Source organism: Burkholderia anthina, assembly GCF_001547525.1.
Taxonomy (GTDB): Bacteria; Pseudomonadota; Gammaproteobacteria; order Burkholderiales; family Burkholderiaceae; genus Burkholderia; species Burkholderia semiarida.
In genome coordinates this window covers 900,858-916,765 of record NZ_LNJP01000003.1, presented here as the reverse complement: position 1 = coordinate 916,765, position 15,908 = coordinate 900,858, and the positions used below count along the sequence as shown (strand labels likewise).

The following is a 15,908-nucleotide window of genomic DNA, read 5'->3' as shown; positions in this document are numbered from 1 at the left end:
GCTGCCGCGTCGTCAGAAATCGAACCCCGGCCCGCCCGCACCCGGGCCGCCCGGCGCGGCGGCCGGCGCTGCGTCCTTCGGCGCTTCGAACACGGTCGCATCCGTCGTCAGCAGCAGCCCGGCCACCGACGCCGCGTTCTGCAGCGCGGTGCGCGTGACCTTGGTCGGATCGAGCACGCCCGATTCGACGAGATCGCCGTACTCGCCCGTCTGCGCGTTGTACCCGAAGTTGCCCGTGCCTTCGGCGACCTTCGCGACGACGACGCTCGCTTCCTCGCCCGCATTCGTGACGATCTGGCGCAGCGGTTCCTCGAGCGCGCGCAGCACGATCTTGATGCCCGCGTCCTGATCGGCGTTCGCGCCCTTCAGTTCGCGGATCGCCTGCCGCACGCGGATCAGCGCGACGCCGCCGCCCGGCACGATGCCTTCCTCGACGGCCGCGCGCGTGGCGTGCAGCGCGTCGTCGACGCGGTCCTTCTTCTCCTTCACCTCGATTTCGGTCGCGCCGCCGACCTTGATCACCGCCACGCCGCCCGCGAGCTTCGCGACGCGTTCCTGCAGCTTCTCGCGGTCGTAGTCGGAGGTCGCCTCGTCGATCTGCACGCGGATCTGCTTCACGCGCGCCTCGATGTTCTTCGCATCGCCCGCGCCGTCGATCACCGTGGTGTTTTCCTTGCCGACCTCGATGCGCTTCGCCTGGCCCAGTTCTGCCAGCGTTGCCTTCTCGAGCGTCAGGCCGGTTTCTTCCGCGATGACTTGACCGCCGGTGAGGATCGCGATGTCCTCGAGCAGCGCCTTGCGGCGATCGCCGAAGCCCGGCGCCTTGACCGCGACCGTCTTCAGGATCCCGCGGATGTTGTTCACGACGAGCGTCGCGAGCGCTTCGCCTTCGACGTCTTCGGCGATGATCAGCAGCGGCCGGCCCGACTTGGCGACCTGTTCGAGCACCGGCAGCAGGTCGCGGATGTTCGAGATCTTCTTGTCGTGCAGCAGGATGTACGGGTTTTCGATCTCGGCGATCTGCTTGTCCGGATTGTTGATGAAGTACGGCGACAGGTAGCCGCGGTCGAACTGCAGCCCTTCGACGACGTCGAGCTCGTCGGCGAGCGACTTGCCGTCCTCGACGGTGATCACGCCTTCCTTGCCGACGCGGTCGATGGCCTCGGCGATGCGCTGGCCGATCGATTCCTCGCCGTTCGCGGAGATCGTCGCGACCTGGGCGATTTCCTTGCTGGTGGTGGTCGGCTTGCTGATCTTCTTCAATTCGTCGACGGCCGATGCGACGGCCTTGTCGATGCCGCGCTTCAGGTCGAGCGGATTGAGCCCGGCCGCCACGTATTTCTGGCCTTCGCGGACGATCGCCTGCGCGAGCACGGTGGCCGTCGTCGTGCCGTCGCCGGCCGCGTCGCTGGTGCGCGACGCGACTTCCTTCACGAGCTGCGCGCCGATGTTCTGCAGCTTGTCCGCGAGTTCGATTTCCTTCGCGACCGATACGCCGTCCTTCGTGACGACGGGCGCGCCGAAGCTGCGTTCGAGCACGACGTTGCGGCCCTTCGGCCCGAGCGTGACCTTCACCGCGTTCGCGAGGATGTTGACGCCTTCGGTCAGCTTCGACCGGGCGATGTCGCTGAAAATGATTTCCTTGGCTGCCATGATTGCGCTCCGTTATTGATTGACGACCGCGACGATGTCTTCCTCGCGCAGCACGAGAAACTCGTTGCCGTCCACCTTGACGGCTTGCCCCGCGTACTTGCCGAACAGCACGCGCTCGCCGACCTGAAGGTCGGGCACGATGCGCTGGCCGTCCGTGTCCTTGCGGCCGGGGCCCACGGCGATGACTTCGCCCTGGTCGGGCTTTTCGGCGGCGCTGTCGGGGATCACGATGCCCGACGCGGTGGTGGTTTCCTGATCGAGTCGCTTCACGATCACGCGATCGTGCAAGGGGCGTAGGCTCATTGGTTCGTCCTGTGCGGTTCTGTCGAAATTGGCTGGCACTCTTTGGCAGAGAGTGCTGACGAGTATAAAAACGCGCGGCGACGCGATCCAATAACGGATTTCGAAAAGCATTTGCGCGAATGCGCTATGGACGAACAGCAGCCGGTGTAGGCCGTCAGATCAGCAGCGACACCGTCTTGAACAGCGCGAGGTCCTCCTTGCGCGCGGATCGCGCGTGCCGGCGGATGACATGCAGCAGGCAATCGATGAAGCAGCGCGCGGCGTCGCTGAGCGTGCTGCTGCGGCGCGTGACGATGCCGAGCTCGCGCGGTTCGAACGTTTCCTTCAGCGACAACGCGCGCATCCGGTCGCCGGACGGCGGCACGGCCGCGAGTATCGTCGGGCACCACGTGCACATGTCGGCCTGTTCGAGCATCGTCTGCAACATCGCGACCGACTGCGCGCGGACGATGCGCCGCTCGTCGATCCGGGCGCCGTGGCGCGTGAACAGATAGTCGACGAGCGCGGCCTGCCCGTCGGCCGCGAAGTTCAGCACCCAGTCGTTGTCGAGCAGGTCGTGGATCGACCGCGCGCGTTCGAGCGGATGGCCGGCGCGCACCATGACCGACGTCTCGTAGCGCAACATCGGCTCGCATGCGAATTCCTGCGTGCCGCCCGGCTGAACGTGCCCGAGCGCGAAATCCATGCTGCCGTCGCGCAGCAGCGGCTGCGCGACGGCCATCAGCGCGTCGTAGAGTTCGAGCCGCACGTCGGGCATGTGCTCGCGAAATCGCAGCACGGCTTCCGCGAGGAACGTCATCGTGAGCCACGGCGTGACACCGATGCTCAGCCGGCCCTCGACGCGGCCGCGCATGCGTTCGAGATCGCTCTGCGCGTGTTCGAGCTGTTTCAGCACGAGCCTCGCGTGCGTGAGCAGCGTCTTGCCGTAGTCGGTGAAGCCGATCCCCTCCGGCGCGCGCACGAGCAGCGGCAGGCGCTCGCTCGCCTCCAGCTCGCGCAGCGCACGCGTGACGGCCGCCTGCGACAGCCCGAGCGAGCGTGCCGCGCCGCGAATGCTTCCGGCCTCCGCGCTGGCGACGAGCGCCTGCAACTGATGCAGCTTGATCGTGCTCATGGTGCGATACCCGACAACGAAAGGTTGTCATCATAACGAAACCGCGGCTGTTCGACGGGATTTTCGCTACCTACGATTAGGGCGCGATCGGTCATTCGGGCGATCGGCAACCGGAATGCATCGAGGAGAATCGGGTTGGACCATTCATCCATTCAGCCGGAAATGGCGGCGATCGAGGCGGAGATGATCGCGCTGCGGCGCCGGCTGCACGCGCATCCGGAGCTGGGTTTCGACGAGCATGCGACGAGCGATCTCGTGGCCGAGCATCTGACAACATGGGGTTATCGGGTAACGCGCGGGCTCGGCGGCACCGGCGTGGTCGGCACGCTCACGCGCGGCGCCGGGAAGCGGCTCGGGCTGCGCGCCGACATGGACGCGCTGCCGATTCGCGAGGCCACCGGGCTGCCGCATGCGAGCCGGCACGACGGCGTGATGCACGCGTGCGGTCACGACGGCCATACGACGATGTTGCTTGCGGCCGCGCGCTGTCTGGCGGAACGCGCATGCTTCACGGGTACGCTGAACCTGATTTTCCAGCCGGCGGAGGAAGGGCTCGGCGGCGCGAAGCGAATGATCGACGACGGGCTTTTCGTGCGCTTTCCCTGCGACGCAGTGTTCGCGATGCACAACGTGCCGGGCCTGCCGGTCGGCGTGCTCGGCTTCTGCGACGGCCCGGCGATGGCGTCGGCCGACGAGGTGCGCGTACGTGTGACCGGGCGCGGCGGGCATGGCGCGACGCCGCACCTGACGGTCGATCCGGTGGTCGTTTGCGCGTCGATCGTGATGGCGCTGCAAAGCGTCGTGTCGCGCAACGTCAATCCGCAGGATCTGGCCATCGTCACGGCCGGGTCGATTCATGCGGGCACGGCATCGAACGTGATTCCCGCGCATGCGGAGCTCGCGCTCAGCGTGCGAGCGCTTTCGCCCGACGTGCGCGCGCTGCTCGAAACGCGCATTCGCGAGATCGTACACGGGCAGGCCGCGAGTTACGGCGCGACGGCCGAGATCGATTACCGCCACGACTATCCGGTGCTGGTCAATCACGCGGCGGAGACCGCGTTCGCGCGCGACGTCGCCCGCGAATGGGGCGGCGATGCCGCGCTGATTCCGCACCTGAAGCCGATCGCGGCCAGCGAGGATTTCGCGTTCATGCTCGAAGCGTGCCCCGGCAGCTACCTGTCGATCGGCAACGGCGACGGTGTCGGCGGTTGCGGGCTGCATCACCCCGGTTACGACTTCAACGACGCATGCGTCGCCATCGGCGCGAGCTACTGGATTGCGCTGGCGGAGCGCTACCTCGCCTGAGGCGCCCGCACGCTTTCGATCGACGATTCACACACGCAAGGAGACTGGCAATGAAGACATGGATGGCGGCGCTCGCGGTGGCGCTGGCGGCAGGAACGGCGCAGGCGGGCGACTGGGCGGGCAAGGAGATTCGTCTCGCGGTCGATCCGACTTATCCGCCGCTCGAATACAAGCTGCCCGACGGCACGCTGACGGGCTTCGGGATCGACATCACGAACGCGTTGTGCGCGGAGTTGCGTGCGCGCTGCGTGTGGGTCGAGTCGAGCTTCGACGGGATGATCCCCGGGCTGCTCGCCCGCAAGTTCGACGTGATCGCATCGTCGATGACGATCACGCCGAAGCGGATGCAGCAGATCGCGTTCACGAACCGGATCTCGAACGCGCCCGCGCGGCTGATCGCGCGCAAGGGTTCGCCGCTGCTGCCGACGGCCGCCGCGCTGAAGGGCAAGCGGGTAGGTGTCGAGCAGGGTTCCGCGCAGGCCGATTACGCGATTGCGAACTGGCAGCCGGCCGGCGTGCAGATCGTGTCGTATCAGAACCAGGACCAGGTCTACGCCGATCTCGTGACGGGCCGGCTCGACGCGGCATTCCAGGCGTCGATCGCGGCCAGCGACGGTTTCCTGAAGAAGCCGCAGGGCAAGGACTTCGCGTTCGTCGGCCAGGCGATCGACGACGTGAAGTACTTCGGGCAGGGCGACGGACTCGGGCTGCGCAAGCAGGACAACGATCTGCGCGAGGCATTCAACCGCGCGCTCGCGACGATTCTTGCGAACGGCACGTACCAACGGATCAACCGGAAGTACTTCGACTTCGACATCTACGGCGCGAAGTAACGCGCGGGACCGGCACGAGGGGACGGTGCGCGGCGCGCCGCGCACCGGAAACGGAAGCAGCATCGCACCTGTGCGAGCGGCGGACCATGAACCGCCGGCCCGCCACGGTAAATCACATCGATAAGGATTACATATAATGAAATGGAGATTTGTTTTCGTCGCGATTCCGGCGCTGTGCGCGGCGCCTGCGTTCGCGCAAGGCAGCGTCACGCTTTACGGCCTCGTCGACGCGGGTATCGACTATACGAACAACGTCGGCGGGCACGGCGCGTGGCAGATGGCAAGCGGCTTCGCACAGGGTAGCCGCTGGGGGCTGAAGGGCACCGAGGACCTCGGCGGCGGCTACAGCGCGCTGTTCCAGATCGAGAACGGTTTCAACGTCAACAGCGGCACCCTCGCGCAGGGCGGTCGCATGTTCGGGCGGCAGGCGTACGTCGGGCTCGGCAGCGCACGGTTCGGCACGCTGACGCTCGGCCGGCAGTACGATGCGCTCGTCGACTATCTCGCGCCGACCACCGCGAACGGCAGTTGGGGCGTCTATCCGTTCGCGCATCCGTTCGACAACGACAATACCGGCAACACGTTTCGCGTGAACAACACGGTCAAGTACGCGAGCCCGGATTTTTCCGGCTTTTCGTTCGGCGGCACGTACAGCTTCAGCAACGACACGGGCTTCGCGAACAACCGGCAATGGAGCGTCGGCGCGCAGTACGAGCACGGCGGCCTGCTCGTCGGCGCGGCGTTTCTCAACGCGGACAACCCGGGTGCGACGTCGGGCGGTGCGATCGCCGGTTCGGGGTCGGTCGGCGCCGATGCCAATTTCGCGTCGGCGCGGTTGCGGATCTTCGGCGCTGGCATCAACTACACGGCGGGGCCCGCGACGGTCGGCTTCGCTTACACGAACAGCAACGTCACGCGGCCGGGCGCGAACGTCGGCTATCTGTTCGGCGACGAAACGATCGAGCCGGTGACGGGCCCGCTCGCGGGCGGCACGGTCACGTCGATCAAGTACCAGAACTTCGAAGTGAACGGCAAGTATCAGTTCACGCCGGCGCTGTTCGTCGGTGCGCAGTACGTGTACACGACGGTGCGCTATGACGCGACGACGGGCTCCGCGAAACCGAAGATCCATTCGATCGGGCTGATGGCGGACTACAACCTGTCGAAGCGCACGGACGTGTACCTGATGGGCGCATACCAGCGCGTGGCGGGCGACGCGACCGGCTCGTCGCTCGACCAGGCTTACATTCCCGGTGCGGCGGATCTGTCGTCGACGTCGAAGCAATTGATGGTGCATGCCGGGATTCGTCACAAGTTCTGACGAGGTCATCCGGGAAGCGGCGAGCGCGGCACGAGACCGTCCGTCGCTCGCCGCCCGTGCATCTCGCGTCGCTCACTGAGCGACGCGAATCACGACCTTGCCGAAGTGCTGCCCCGACTCCAGGTACGCATACGCCTGCGGCGCTTCGTCGAAGCCGAACACGCGATCGACCACCGGCTCGATCCGTTTCGCGTCGACGAGCCGCACGACGTCGTCGAGCATCGTGCGGCTGCCGACCATGAAGCCGTGCAGCCGCCGGAAGCCGCCGATCAGCGGCAGCAGCGCGAGTTCCGGGCCGCCGAAGCTGCTGAGTCCGCCGATCACCGACACGAGGCCGCCCAGCTTCGTCGCGGCCACCGAGCGCGGCAGCGTGTCGCGGCCGCCGACTTCGACGACCAGATCCGCGCCGGCGCCGCCGGTGAGCCGCAGCACTTCGTTTTGCCATTCGGGTGTCGCACGATAGTTGATCGTTGCGTCCGCACCGAGTGCGAGGGCGCGTTCGAGCTTCGCGTCGCTCGACGAGGTCACGATCGTGCGCAGCCCGGCCGCCTGCGCGAGCTGCAGCGCGATGATCGACACGCCGCCGGTGCCGAGCAGCACGACGGTCGCGCCCGGCGCCAGCCCGCCGTCGACGAACAGCGCGTTCCACGCGGTGACGCCCGCACACGACAACGTCGCCGCCTTGTCGTAGTCGAGATGCGCGGGAATCGCGACCAGCGCCGTTTCGTCGGCGACGAAGCGTTCGGCCAGCACGCCGTCGAATTGCGCGCCGGGCGAGCCCGATACTTTGTGCGGCGTCGGCGGCCCGTCGATCCAGCGCGGGAAGTAGGTATTGATCACGCGATCGCCCGGCTTGAAGCGCGTGACGTCGCGGCCGGTCTCGACGACTTCGCCGGCGCCGTCGGCGACCGGGATCAGCGCTTCCTTTCCGATGCCGAGATAGTCGCCGCGCGCGAACATCAGGTCGCGATAATTCAGCGCGGCCGAGTGGATCTTCACGACGACGTCGGTCGGCCCGACCGGATGTTCCGTCGCATCGACGCGACCGAGCCCGGCAATGCCGTCGCCCGGTTTGATTTGCCATGCATGCATGTCGGCTCCTTTTCGAGATAGTCGGGACTATCATAGTGTCGCGCACGGGGACGCATTGGCGAGAATTCGGCCAACGATTGTCGCCGGTGCGGACACAACCCTGTCATCCCCTTTCATCGGAGCGGAGCGGCATGGATGAACGGCTCAGAGGCGTCGCCGAATTCGTCGACGTGGTGGAATCGGGCAGCTTCGCGGCGGCGGCGCTGCGCCTCGGCATGACGCGCTCGGCGGTCGCGAAGATCGTCGCGCGGCTCGAACAGCGTCTCGGCGCGAGGCTGCTGCAGCGTACGACGCGCCAGCTCGGCCTGACCGACGAAGGGCACGTCTATTACGAGCAGTGCCGGCGGCTGCTCGCCGAACTCGGCGAGACGGAGGCCGCGCTCGACGCGGGCCGCCGCGAGCCGGTCGGGCGCGTGCGCATCAGCGTGCCCGTGCTGTTCGGGCGGCAATGCGTGGCGCCCGTCGTGCGGCGCGTCGTCGAGCGCCATCCGCGGCTCGAAATCGACGTGTCGTTCAGCGATCGCGTGGCCGACCTCGTCAACGACGGTTTCGACCTGGCGGTGCGCATCGGCGAGCTGGCCGATACGAGCGCGCTGGTCGGCCGCAAGCTCGGCGTGCAGCGCATGGGCATCTGCGCATCGCCCGCGTATCTCGCGCGTCACGGCCGGCCAGCGGGGCTCACCGAACTCGCGTCGCACGTCGGCATCGCGTATTCGCGCGGCGGACAGCCGGCGCCGTGGCGGATCATCGGCGCGGACGGCGCGGTGCACGACCATCGCGCGGCCGGCCGCCTGCGGTTAGACGACCTGCAGGCGATTGCCGACGCGGCCGCCGCCGGTGCGGGCCTCGCGTGGCTGCCGTGCTGGCTGATGGCGCCGTACGTGCGCGACGGCCGTCTCGCGCTCGTGATGGACAGCGACAGCGTGTCGGGCGCCGAGGTGTTCGCGGTGCGGCCGGCTGCGCGTCACGTGCCGTCGAAGGTGCGGGTGGTGGTCGATGCGCTGGTCGACGAGATTCCGCGGATGCTGGCGTCGGACGACGCGAATGGGGAGCGCGCATGACGGCGGCCGGTTCTCCATGACGGCGCGCAATCCGGTTGGCTGCACGTCGCGCTTGCTCTCGTCTCACATATCGAGAAGGTAACCGGTAAGGCGCTACGTATTCTTTTCCATTGTCTCCAACGCTCGGTGTAACAATGTCAGTTCGATCACTTCGAGTTGGTACGCGAAGCGCGACTGGACCCGCCTCATCATCATGGAGCCGACGGACAATCCAAAGACGAGGGCGATACCCCAGAGAATCGCCGTGTTGATGAAGTTTCCGGAGACGAATCCGCTCGCCAGCGTATTCCCCAGCCACGGCAATCCACCGGCATCCTTAATGTTGGTGAACGTGATGGCAAGAAGCGCATATGCTGCCGCGCCGCTACCAAAGAATGAAGCGACACGCGAATCGAGGCGTTTCACCTTGATCTGCAGGCAATGCTGCGCGCATTTGAGGGTGTCGTCCGCATAGCTGTTCAGCAATCGGGCGTTCTTTTCGTCGGTTTCTATCTCGCGGATGAGCGTATCCAGCGCTTCTTGCTTCCAGTGACACATCTTTACGACGCCGACGATGGGTTCCACAACGAGAGAGAGCAGGCTGAGGACGACTGTAGAGGTATAGAGTGTGACTGCCGGAATCACCTGCCACTCGGCAGCCGCCAATTTATGCCACCCGGCTAACAAGAGGAGCAGCAGAAAGCAGAAGCCGCCACTGCCAAGGAGAAGTGTGGAGGCCTTCCGCGCGCGCTCCATAGACAACGTTTTTATTGGACGGTAAGGCTCGCAAGTATCGAGCGTTTTCAGTAGTTCCGTGATTTTCGACATGACGACTCCGATGAAAATTCGATGGCTGGATGGCGTGCCTGCATGGTCTTGAAAGCGACATCAACATGCGGCTGCGCGCGTGAACGACGGCGCACGACGGGATGATGGGGCCGGGATGCGCATTCCTGTCTCGATTACGGTTTGGAAAGCATGGGCAAGCGCGCGCTGCTTGAGCCGCATATTCCCGCACCCCGTTAGCATGTGACGAATCCGACTTTGGGCGCCGCGCGAGCAACGCTAAGATCGCCGCTCCCGTAGCTCGAGCGTCAACAAAAATGAAAAAGTCCGCGTCGCCGTTGCATGCCGTTCGTTTCCGTGTCGTCTGCGCCGCGATTGCCGGCGCGGTGTCGCTCGCGTCGTGCGGCGGCGTCGACAGCAATCCGCCGCCGCAGGCCAGCGCGACGCCGTCGGCCAAGCGCCCGAACATCCTGTACATCATGGCCGACGATCTCGGCTATTCCGACATCCACGCATTCGGCGGCGAGATCAATACGCCGAACCTCGACGCGCTCGTCGCATCGGGCCGCATCCTGTCGAACCATCACACGGGCACCGTCTGCGCGATCACGCGCGCGATGCTGGTGTCGGGCACCGATCACCATCTCGTCGGCGAAGGCACGATGGGCGTGCCGACCGACGAGCGGCGCGGGCTGCCCGGCTACGAGGGCTACCTGAACGACCGCGCGCTGTCGTTCGCGCAACTGCTGAAGGACGCCGGCTATCACACCTATATCGCGGGCAAGTGGCACATCGGCTCCGGAATCGTCGGCAGTACGACGGGTAGCGGGCAGACGCCCGACCAGTGGGGCTTCGAGCGCAGCTACGTGCTGCTCGGCGGCGCGGCGACGAACCACTTCGCGCACGAGCCGGCCGGCTCGTCGAACTACACGGAAGACGGCCGCTACGTGCAACCGGGCCAGCCCGGGCAGCCGGGCGGCGCGGGCGGCAGCCCGGCCGTGTTCTATTCGACCGATTTCTATACGCAGAAGCTGATCTCGTACATCGATGCGAACAGGCAGGACGGCAAGCCGTTCTTCGCGTACGCGGCCTATACGTCGCCGCACTGGCCGCTGCAGGTGCCCGATCCGTGGCTGCACAAATATGCGGGCGTCTACGACGCCGGCTACGATGCGATCCGCAACGCGCGGATCGCGCGACAGAAGGCGCTCGGCCTGATTCCGGCCGATTTCAAGCCATTCGACGGGCTGCCCGAGACGACGACGGCATCGCCCGCGACCGCGAACAACGGCACCGCGAACGCGAAGTACATCAGCGCGGTACATTCGGCCGCGGACGGCTACAGCGACTACGGCAGCGGCAAGGTCGACAAGCTGTGGTCGAGCCTGTCGCCGGCCGAGCGGAAGGCGCAGGCGCGCTACATGGAGATCTACGCGGGGATGGTCGAGAACCTCGACTACAACATCGGACTCCTGATCCAGCATCTGAAGGACATCGGCGAATACGACAACACGTTCATCATGTTCCAGTCGGACAACGGCGCGGAAGGCTGGCCGATCGATTCCGGCGCGGACCCGACCGCCACCGACACCGCGAACGCGCAGGAGCCGACCTATTCGGCGCTCGGCACCGACAATGGCAAGCAGAATGCGCAGCGCCTCCAGTACGGGCTGCGCTGGGCCGAAGTGAGCGCGGCGCCGTTCCGGCTCACGAAGGGCTATTCGGGCGAAGGCGGCGTATCGACGCCGACGATCGTGCACCTGCCGGGCCAGTCGCAGCCGTTGCCGACGCTGCGCGCGTTCACGCACGTGACCGACAACACGGCGACGTTCCTCGCGGTCGCGGGCGTCACGCCGCCGTCGCAGCCGGCGCCGCCGCTCGTCAACACGCTGACGGGCGTCGACCAGAACAAGGGCAAGGTCGTCTACAACAACCGCTACGTGTATCCGGTCACCGGCCAGTCGCTGCTGCCCGTGCTCACTGGCTCGGCGACGGGCGAGGTGCACACGACGCCGTTCGGCGACGAAGCGTACGGTCGCGCGTACCTGCGCAGCGCCGACGGCCGCTGGAAGGCGCTGTGGACCGAGCCGCCGCTCGGGCCGCTCGACGGTCACTGGCAACTGTACGACCTCGCGTCGGATCGCGGCGAGACGACCGACGTGTCCGCGCAGAACCCGTCGGTGGTCGGCACGCTCGTCGACCAGTGGAAGGCCTACATGAGCAACGTCGGTGGTGTCGAGCCGCTGCGTCCGCGCGGCTATTACTGATCGCGGGGCGAGACGATGCGGTTGCGTTTCTGGACGATCGGCGCGGCGCTGGCCGCCACGCTGTTCGCCGCCGCGTTCGCGGCGGGCTATGCGAATCCGGCGGCGCCGGCAGGCGACGCGTTCGACGAGCTGAATCGCGGCCGCGCGCTCGCGCCGCTCGGTTCGGAGCGCGCGTGCGAACGCTATTCGGGGCTGCCCGCGAAGTGGCGCGACGATCCGAAGGCCGGAATGGTGCATCTGCGCGGCGGCGCGTTCGTGTTCGGCAGCACGCGCGGCTATGCGGACGAGCGTCCGGCGGGCGACGGCCGCGCGCGCGTCGGCGGCTTCTGGATCGACCAGACCGACGTGACGATCGCGCAGTTCGCGGCATTCGTGCAGGCGACCGGTTACGTGACCGAGGCCGAGCAGCAGGGCGGCGCGGCGGTGTTCCATGTGCCGACGCGCGACGAGTTGAATGCGCGCGACCTCGCGTGGTGGTCGTGGGTGAAGGGCGCGTCGTGGCGGCATCCGCGCGGGCCCGGCAGCAACGTGGACGGGCTCGGCAACCTGCCGGTGACGCTCGTCACGCAGCGCGATGCGCTCGCGTATGCGCACTGGCTCGGCCGCGACCTGCCGACCGAGGCCGAATGGGAATACGCGGGCAAGGCCGGCCGCGACGACGCATCGCTCGATGCGGCGCCGCGCGATGCGCACGGCAAGCCGGCCGCGAACTACTGGCAGGGCGCGTTTCCGGTGCTCGACTCGGCCGAGGACGGCCATGCGGGGCTGGCGCCGGTCGGCTGCTATGCGGCGAACGGCTTTCGTCTTTACGACATGATCGGCAACGCGTGGGAATGGACGAAGGACGCGTACACGGGCCCGCATCAGTCGCACACGAACGGCGACACGGCGGCCGTCGCCCCGCCGACGCGCCGGCACGATACGCCGATGGTCATCAAGGGCGGCTCGTTCCTGTGCTCGCGCGATTACTGCGTGCGCTATCGCGCATCGTCGCGCGAACAGCAGGAAGCCGATCTCGGCGCGTCGCATATCGGCTTCCGCACGATCCTGAGGGACGCGTCATGACGACGCGCATCGGGCGTTGGGTGGCGGCCGGGCTGCTGGCCGCATGCGGCGTCGTGCATCACGGCGCGGCGATGGCCGCCGAAGCCGCCGCTCCGGCCGTGCGCGTCGGCGTCACGCGCGGCGTGCATGCGCAGATTCTCGACGAAGTGAAGCGGGTGGCGGCCGCACGTGGGTTGAGCGTCGACGTCGTCGAATTCGACGATGCGTCGCGCATCGACACGGCGCTGGCCGACGGGCGCATCGACGCGGCCAGCTTCGAGGATGCGCAACAGCTTGCCGCGACGCGTGCGCGCAAGCGCTATGCGCTGACCGAAGTCGCGCCGACGGTCACGCTGCCGATGGCGTTCTATTCGCGCAAGCTGAAGCGCCTGAACGAACTGCAACCCGGCGCGACGGTCGCGCTTCCCGCCGATCCGCGCGGGTTGGCGCGCGCGCTCGTGCTGCTGCAGAACGACACGCTGGTGACGCTGCGCGAAAATGCCGGCCTGCATGCGACGCTGCGCGACGTGACGGGCAACCGGCTCGGGCTCAAATTCGTCGCGCTGCGCCGCGACCGGCTTTACGCGGCGCTCGACACGGCCGCGTTCGTCGCGATCGACAGCGACGACGCGGCCCGCTTCGGGCTGCAGCCGGCGCGCGACAGCATCAGCCTCGAGGACGCCCGCTCGCCGTATGCGAACGTGCTGACGGTGCGCGACGCCGATCGCGCGAAGCCGTGGGTCGCGCAGCTCGTCGCCGCGTATCACTCGGACGACGTCGCGCGCTTCATCCTCACGCGCTACCAGGATTCGGTGCGGCGGCCATGGTAGACACCTGGCTGCTCGCGTGCAACGCGTGCGGACGCTGCTGCAACAGCGCGCCCACGTTGTCGTTGCGCGAACTGTTCCGGCATCGGCATCGCTTCGTCGGCGCATTGACGATTCGCCGCGTGCCGAAGCGGCGGATCGGCGAACGCTGGCAGGCGGGCGGGCGCGAGCATGCGCTCGATGCGGCCGACGTCGCGGCCGCCGATGCGCTGGCGGACCGGTTGTTCCACCGCGGCGGCGGCGTGCATGGCGAATGGCTCGCGCTGACGCTGCAAGGCTACGACTATCCGTCGCTGGGCCGCTGCGCGGCGCTCGCCGACGACGGCCGTTGCAGCGTGCACGCGAACAAGCCGTCGATCTGCCGCGCGGTGCCGCTCGATCCGATGCTGCCCGACCGGTTGCAGTCGCGCGTGCTCGCGGCACGGCGCGACGATGCGGCGTGGCTGGGTGCGAACTGCATCGTCACGGCGGGAAGCGGGCAACCCGCCGGCGAGCGGGCGTTTTCGATTCCGCTGGTGACGGCCGGGCAGGTCGCGGATCGTGCGGCGCTCGACGCGCATCGCGATGCGCTCGTGTTCGAGCGTGGGGTGTGGCGCGACGCCGTGTTCGCGTCGTTGACCGACGGCGGGGACGACGTGCGCCATGCGCTGTCGCGGCTTGCGCCCGGCGGCTACCTGACCGTGTCGATCGTGCCGGTGTTGCTGGCCGTCGCACCGGTTTCCGGACGTTGTCGCGCGCTGTGCATCGACTTCATCGATGCTCAACTCGCGTTGATCGGCACCCGCATCGAAGCGGCGCTCGCGCGCCGACGAGCCGAAGACCGGCCGGCGACGAGCGAATTGCGCGGCTTCGCGCAGGCGCTGGAACGGGCGCGACGCGCGCTTGCGGCCATGCCGGCTCCGGCAGCCGCAACGCATGAGGACGCGCCGCGCATCGACGCGTGGCTCGACGATCGCGTCGACACCGATTCGCTCGCCGCCTGACGATCGCGGTACGCCGCGCGTGCCTTACACTTGCGCTCTTTCAATCGTTGCAGAGCGAGCGGACATGTACGCGTCGACCTTCATTTTCCGTGCCGGGCAGTACGACGACGAATTCCACCGGCTCGACCGGCAGATCGCCGACGTGGCGCGCGCGACGCCAGGCTATCTCGGCGAGGAAACGTGGGAGAACGCGGAAGCTGGCCTGATCCAGAACGTCTACTACTGGGAATCCGAGGCGGCGCTGCGGCAATTGATGCAGCATCCCGCGCATCTCGAAGCCAAGGCGAAGCACGCGCGCTGGCTGGACGGGTATCGCGTCGTGATTTCGCAGGTGCTTCGCGAGTACGGCGACGGCAAGCTGACGCCGCCGCATGCGGGGCCCTCCGCGTAACGGCTGCCGGTCAGGCGGTCGCGCCGGTGTCTCCCGGCGTGGCCGGTTCGCGCGCCGGGCGCTCCCAGATCGGGAACGTCGCGTTCTGGATCGACGTCTGCGCGTCGATGACCTTGCGGTGATCGATGCCGGGCAGGTCGAGCAGCCGGTCGACCGCCGCCTTCGCGCCCTCCGCATCCTGCGGGAATGCGCACGCGAATTGCCTGCTCGTATCGAACAGGACCCACCAGACATCCGACGCGAACGGCCCCTGGTCGTTGGTTTCGATCAGGATCGCGCCGAGGTCGGACAGCGCGATGCCACGCGTCGCTCCGGTCCGGTCGGTCGACTCGATGCGCGTATCGGTTGCCGTCACGGTCCAGCCGCGCGGCCGGGCATTCGGCCGGGCCGCGGTGCGCGGGCCGGTGCCGGTCGGCACGGCCGCATCCGCGGCGCCGGCGGCAGGGCCCGGCGCACCGTCCTCCTGCACCCCGCGCCCGTCGATCCACGGTAGCGCGGCGGCGCCCGCGATCGCTGCAACCCACAAGTAGTATCCGGCCCCGAACGTACGGATCGTTTCGTAGTTCGCGTCGGTCGGGATCGTATGCCACGCGAGCGCAAAGACCACGACCACGGCCAGCAGCGCCGACACGGTACGGCTCGGCCTGAGCAGCGCGACGACGAGCAGCGGGTTGCCGAGCCATGCGAATTGCAGGTCGAGGATCGCGAGCGGCCCCAGCGCGAGCACGGTGTAGCCGTGCCACCAGCTCACCGCGCCGGCCGCATTCGGCGGTTCGGCGGCGACGGGCAGCAGCAGCGACGCGACATATAGCGCGACGATCACGATGCGCGCGAGGGTCAGGCGGGGCGAAGCGGAGCGAATCTGCATGTTGCTTTCCCGTGGTGCACGATCATGCGAAGCGACGAATGCCGGACGGCCGGGCCGTCATTCACGACGCGCGGCGCCGAT

General features: G+C 67.6%; 15 protein-coding genes. 9 read left to right on the top strand and 6 right to left on the bottom strand.

All coding sequences use genetic code 11. The features are described 5' to 3' along the window. Window positions 1-12: 12 nt before the first annotated feature. The 3 genes from groL to WS64_RS24310 form a co-directional block, all read right to left on the bottom strand. Window positions 13-1,653 carry a chaperonin GroEL gene (gene groL, locus WS64_RS24320; protein WP_059579935.1) on the bottom strand — a complete coding sequence of 547 codons (1,641 nt, stop codon included), beginning with the start codon at window positions 1,651-1,653 and terminating at the stop codon, window positions 13-15. Between the two features lie 12 nt (window positions 1,654-1,665). Continuing rightward, window positions 1,666-1,956: a co-chaperone GroES gene (locus tag WS64_RS24315; RefSeq protein ID WP_011694564.1), complete on the bottom strand. Its 291-nt coding sequence runs from the start codon at window positions 1,954-1,956 to the stop codon at window positions 1,666-1,668. A gap of 154 nt (window positions 1,957-2,110) precedes the next feature. Continuing rightward, on the bottom strand, window positions 2,111-3,070 hold the full coding sequence (locus WS64_RS24310; protein ID WP_059579937.1) for a LysR substrate-binding domain-containing protein: 960 nt from the start codon (window positions 3,068-3,070) through the stop codon (window positions 2,111-2,113). 183 nt (window positions 3,071-3,253) lie between these two features. Here WS64_RS24310 and WS64_RS24305 point away from each other — a divergent pair, with 183 nt between their 5' ends. The 3 genes from WS64_RS24305 (at window position 3,254) to WS64_RS24295 (ending at window position 6,529) form a co-directional block, all read left to right on the top strand. Further along, window positions 3,254-4,375, top strand: coding sequence for a M20 aminoacylase family protein (locus WS64_RS24305; protein ID WP_432206258.1), 1,122 nt, complete (start codon window positions 3,254-3,256; stop codon window positions 4,373-4,375). A 50-nt stretch (window positions 4,376-4,425) separates the two neighbouring features. Next, window positions 4,426-5,208 (top strand): ABC transporter substrate-binding protein, encoded by a 783-nt coding sequence (locus WS64_RS24300; protein WP_059579942.1) that lies wholly within the window; start codon window positions 4,426-4,428, stop codon window positions 5,206-5,208. Window positions 5,209-5,344: 136 nt separating this feature from the next. Further along, entirely contained in the window at window positions 5,345-6,529 is a 1,185-nt protein-coding gene (locus WS64_RS24295) for a porin (RefSeq protein WP_060967950.1), read from the top strand. Between the two features lie 72 nt (window positions 6,530-6,601). Here WS64_RS24295 and WS64_RS24290 read toward each other — a convergent pair whose 3' ends face one another. Beyond that, the gene (locus tag WS64_RS24290; protein ID WP_059640399.1) at window positions 6,602-7,621 is read right to left on the bottom strand and encodes a zinc-dependent alcohol dehydrogenase family protein; all 1,020 of its coding nucleotides are present in this window, start codon (window positions 7,619-7,621) and stop codon (window positions 6,602-6,604) included. A 131-nt stretch (window positions 7,622-7,752) separates the two neighbouring features. Here WS64_RS24290 and WS64_RS24285 point away from each other — a divergent pair, with 131 nt between their 5' ends. Beyond that, entirely contained in the window at window positions 7,753-8,682 is a 930-nt protein-coding gene (locus WS64_RS24285; RefSeq protein WP_060967949.1) for a LysR family transcriptional regulator, read from the top strand. A 93-nt stretch (window positions 8,683-8,775) separates the two neighbouring features. Here the strand turns inward: WS64_RS24285 and WS64_RS24280 are convergent, their stop codons facing one another. After that, window positions 8,776-9,489, bottom strand: coding sequence for a hypothetical protein (locus tag WS64_RS24280; protein WP_060967948.1), 714 nt, complete (start codon window positions 9,487-9,489; stop codon window positions 8,776-8,778). Window positions 9,490-9,764: 275 nt separating this feature from the next. Between WS64_RS24280 and WS64_RS24275 the strand changes: the two genes are divergently transcribed. The 5 genes from WS64_RS24275 (at window position 9,765) to WS64_RS24255 (ending at window position 14,959) form a co-directional block, all read left to right on the top strand. Further along, entirely contained in the window at window positions 9,765-11,714 is a 1,950-nt protein-coding gene (locus WS64_RS24275) for an arylsulfatase (RefSeq protein ID WP_060967947.1), read from the top strand. Between the two features lie 15 nt (window positions 11,715-11,729). Continuing rightward, complete coding sequence (locus WS64_RS24270) at window positions 11,730-12,779, top strand: formylglycine-generating enzyme family protein (protein WP_060315880.1); 1,050 nt, start codon at window positions 11,730-11,732, stop codon at window positions 12,777-12,779. Further along, a complete protein-coding gene (locus tag WS64_RS24265; protein ID WP_060967946.1) occupies window positions 12,776-13,588 on the top strand; it encodes a MetQ/NlpA family lipoprotein in 813 nt (270 codons plus the stop codon). Before WS64_RS24270 ends, WS64_RS24265 begins: the two co-directional genes overlap by 4 nt. Next, a complete protein-coding gene (locus WS64_RS24260; protein ID WP_060967945.1) occupies window positions 13,582-14,568 on the top strand; it encodes a YkgJ family cysteine cluster protein in 987 nt (328 codons plus the stop codon). Before WS64_RS24265 ends, WS64_RS24260 begins: the two co-directional genes overlap by 7 nt. A gap of 64 nt (window positions 14,569-14,632) precedes the next feature. Further along, window positions 14,633-14,959, top strand: a complete 327-nt coding sequence (locus WS64_RS24255) for an antibiotic biosynthesis monooxygenase family protein (protein ID WP_059579967.1) — start codon at window positions 14,633-14,635, stop codon at window positions 14,957-14,959. A gap of 10 nt (window positions 14,960-14,969) precedes the next feature. Here WS64_RS24255 and WS64_RS24250 read toward each other — a convergent pair whose 3' ends face one another. After that, entirely contained in the window at window positions 14,970-15,827 is an 858-nt protein-coding gene (locus WS64_RS24250; protein ID WP_060967944.1) for a hypothetical protein, read from the bottom strand. Window positions 15,828-15,908 lie beyond the last annotated feature (81 nt).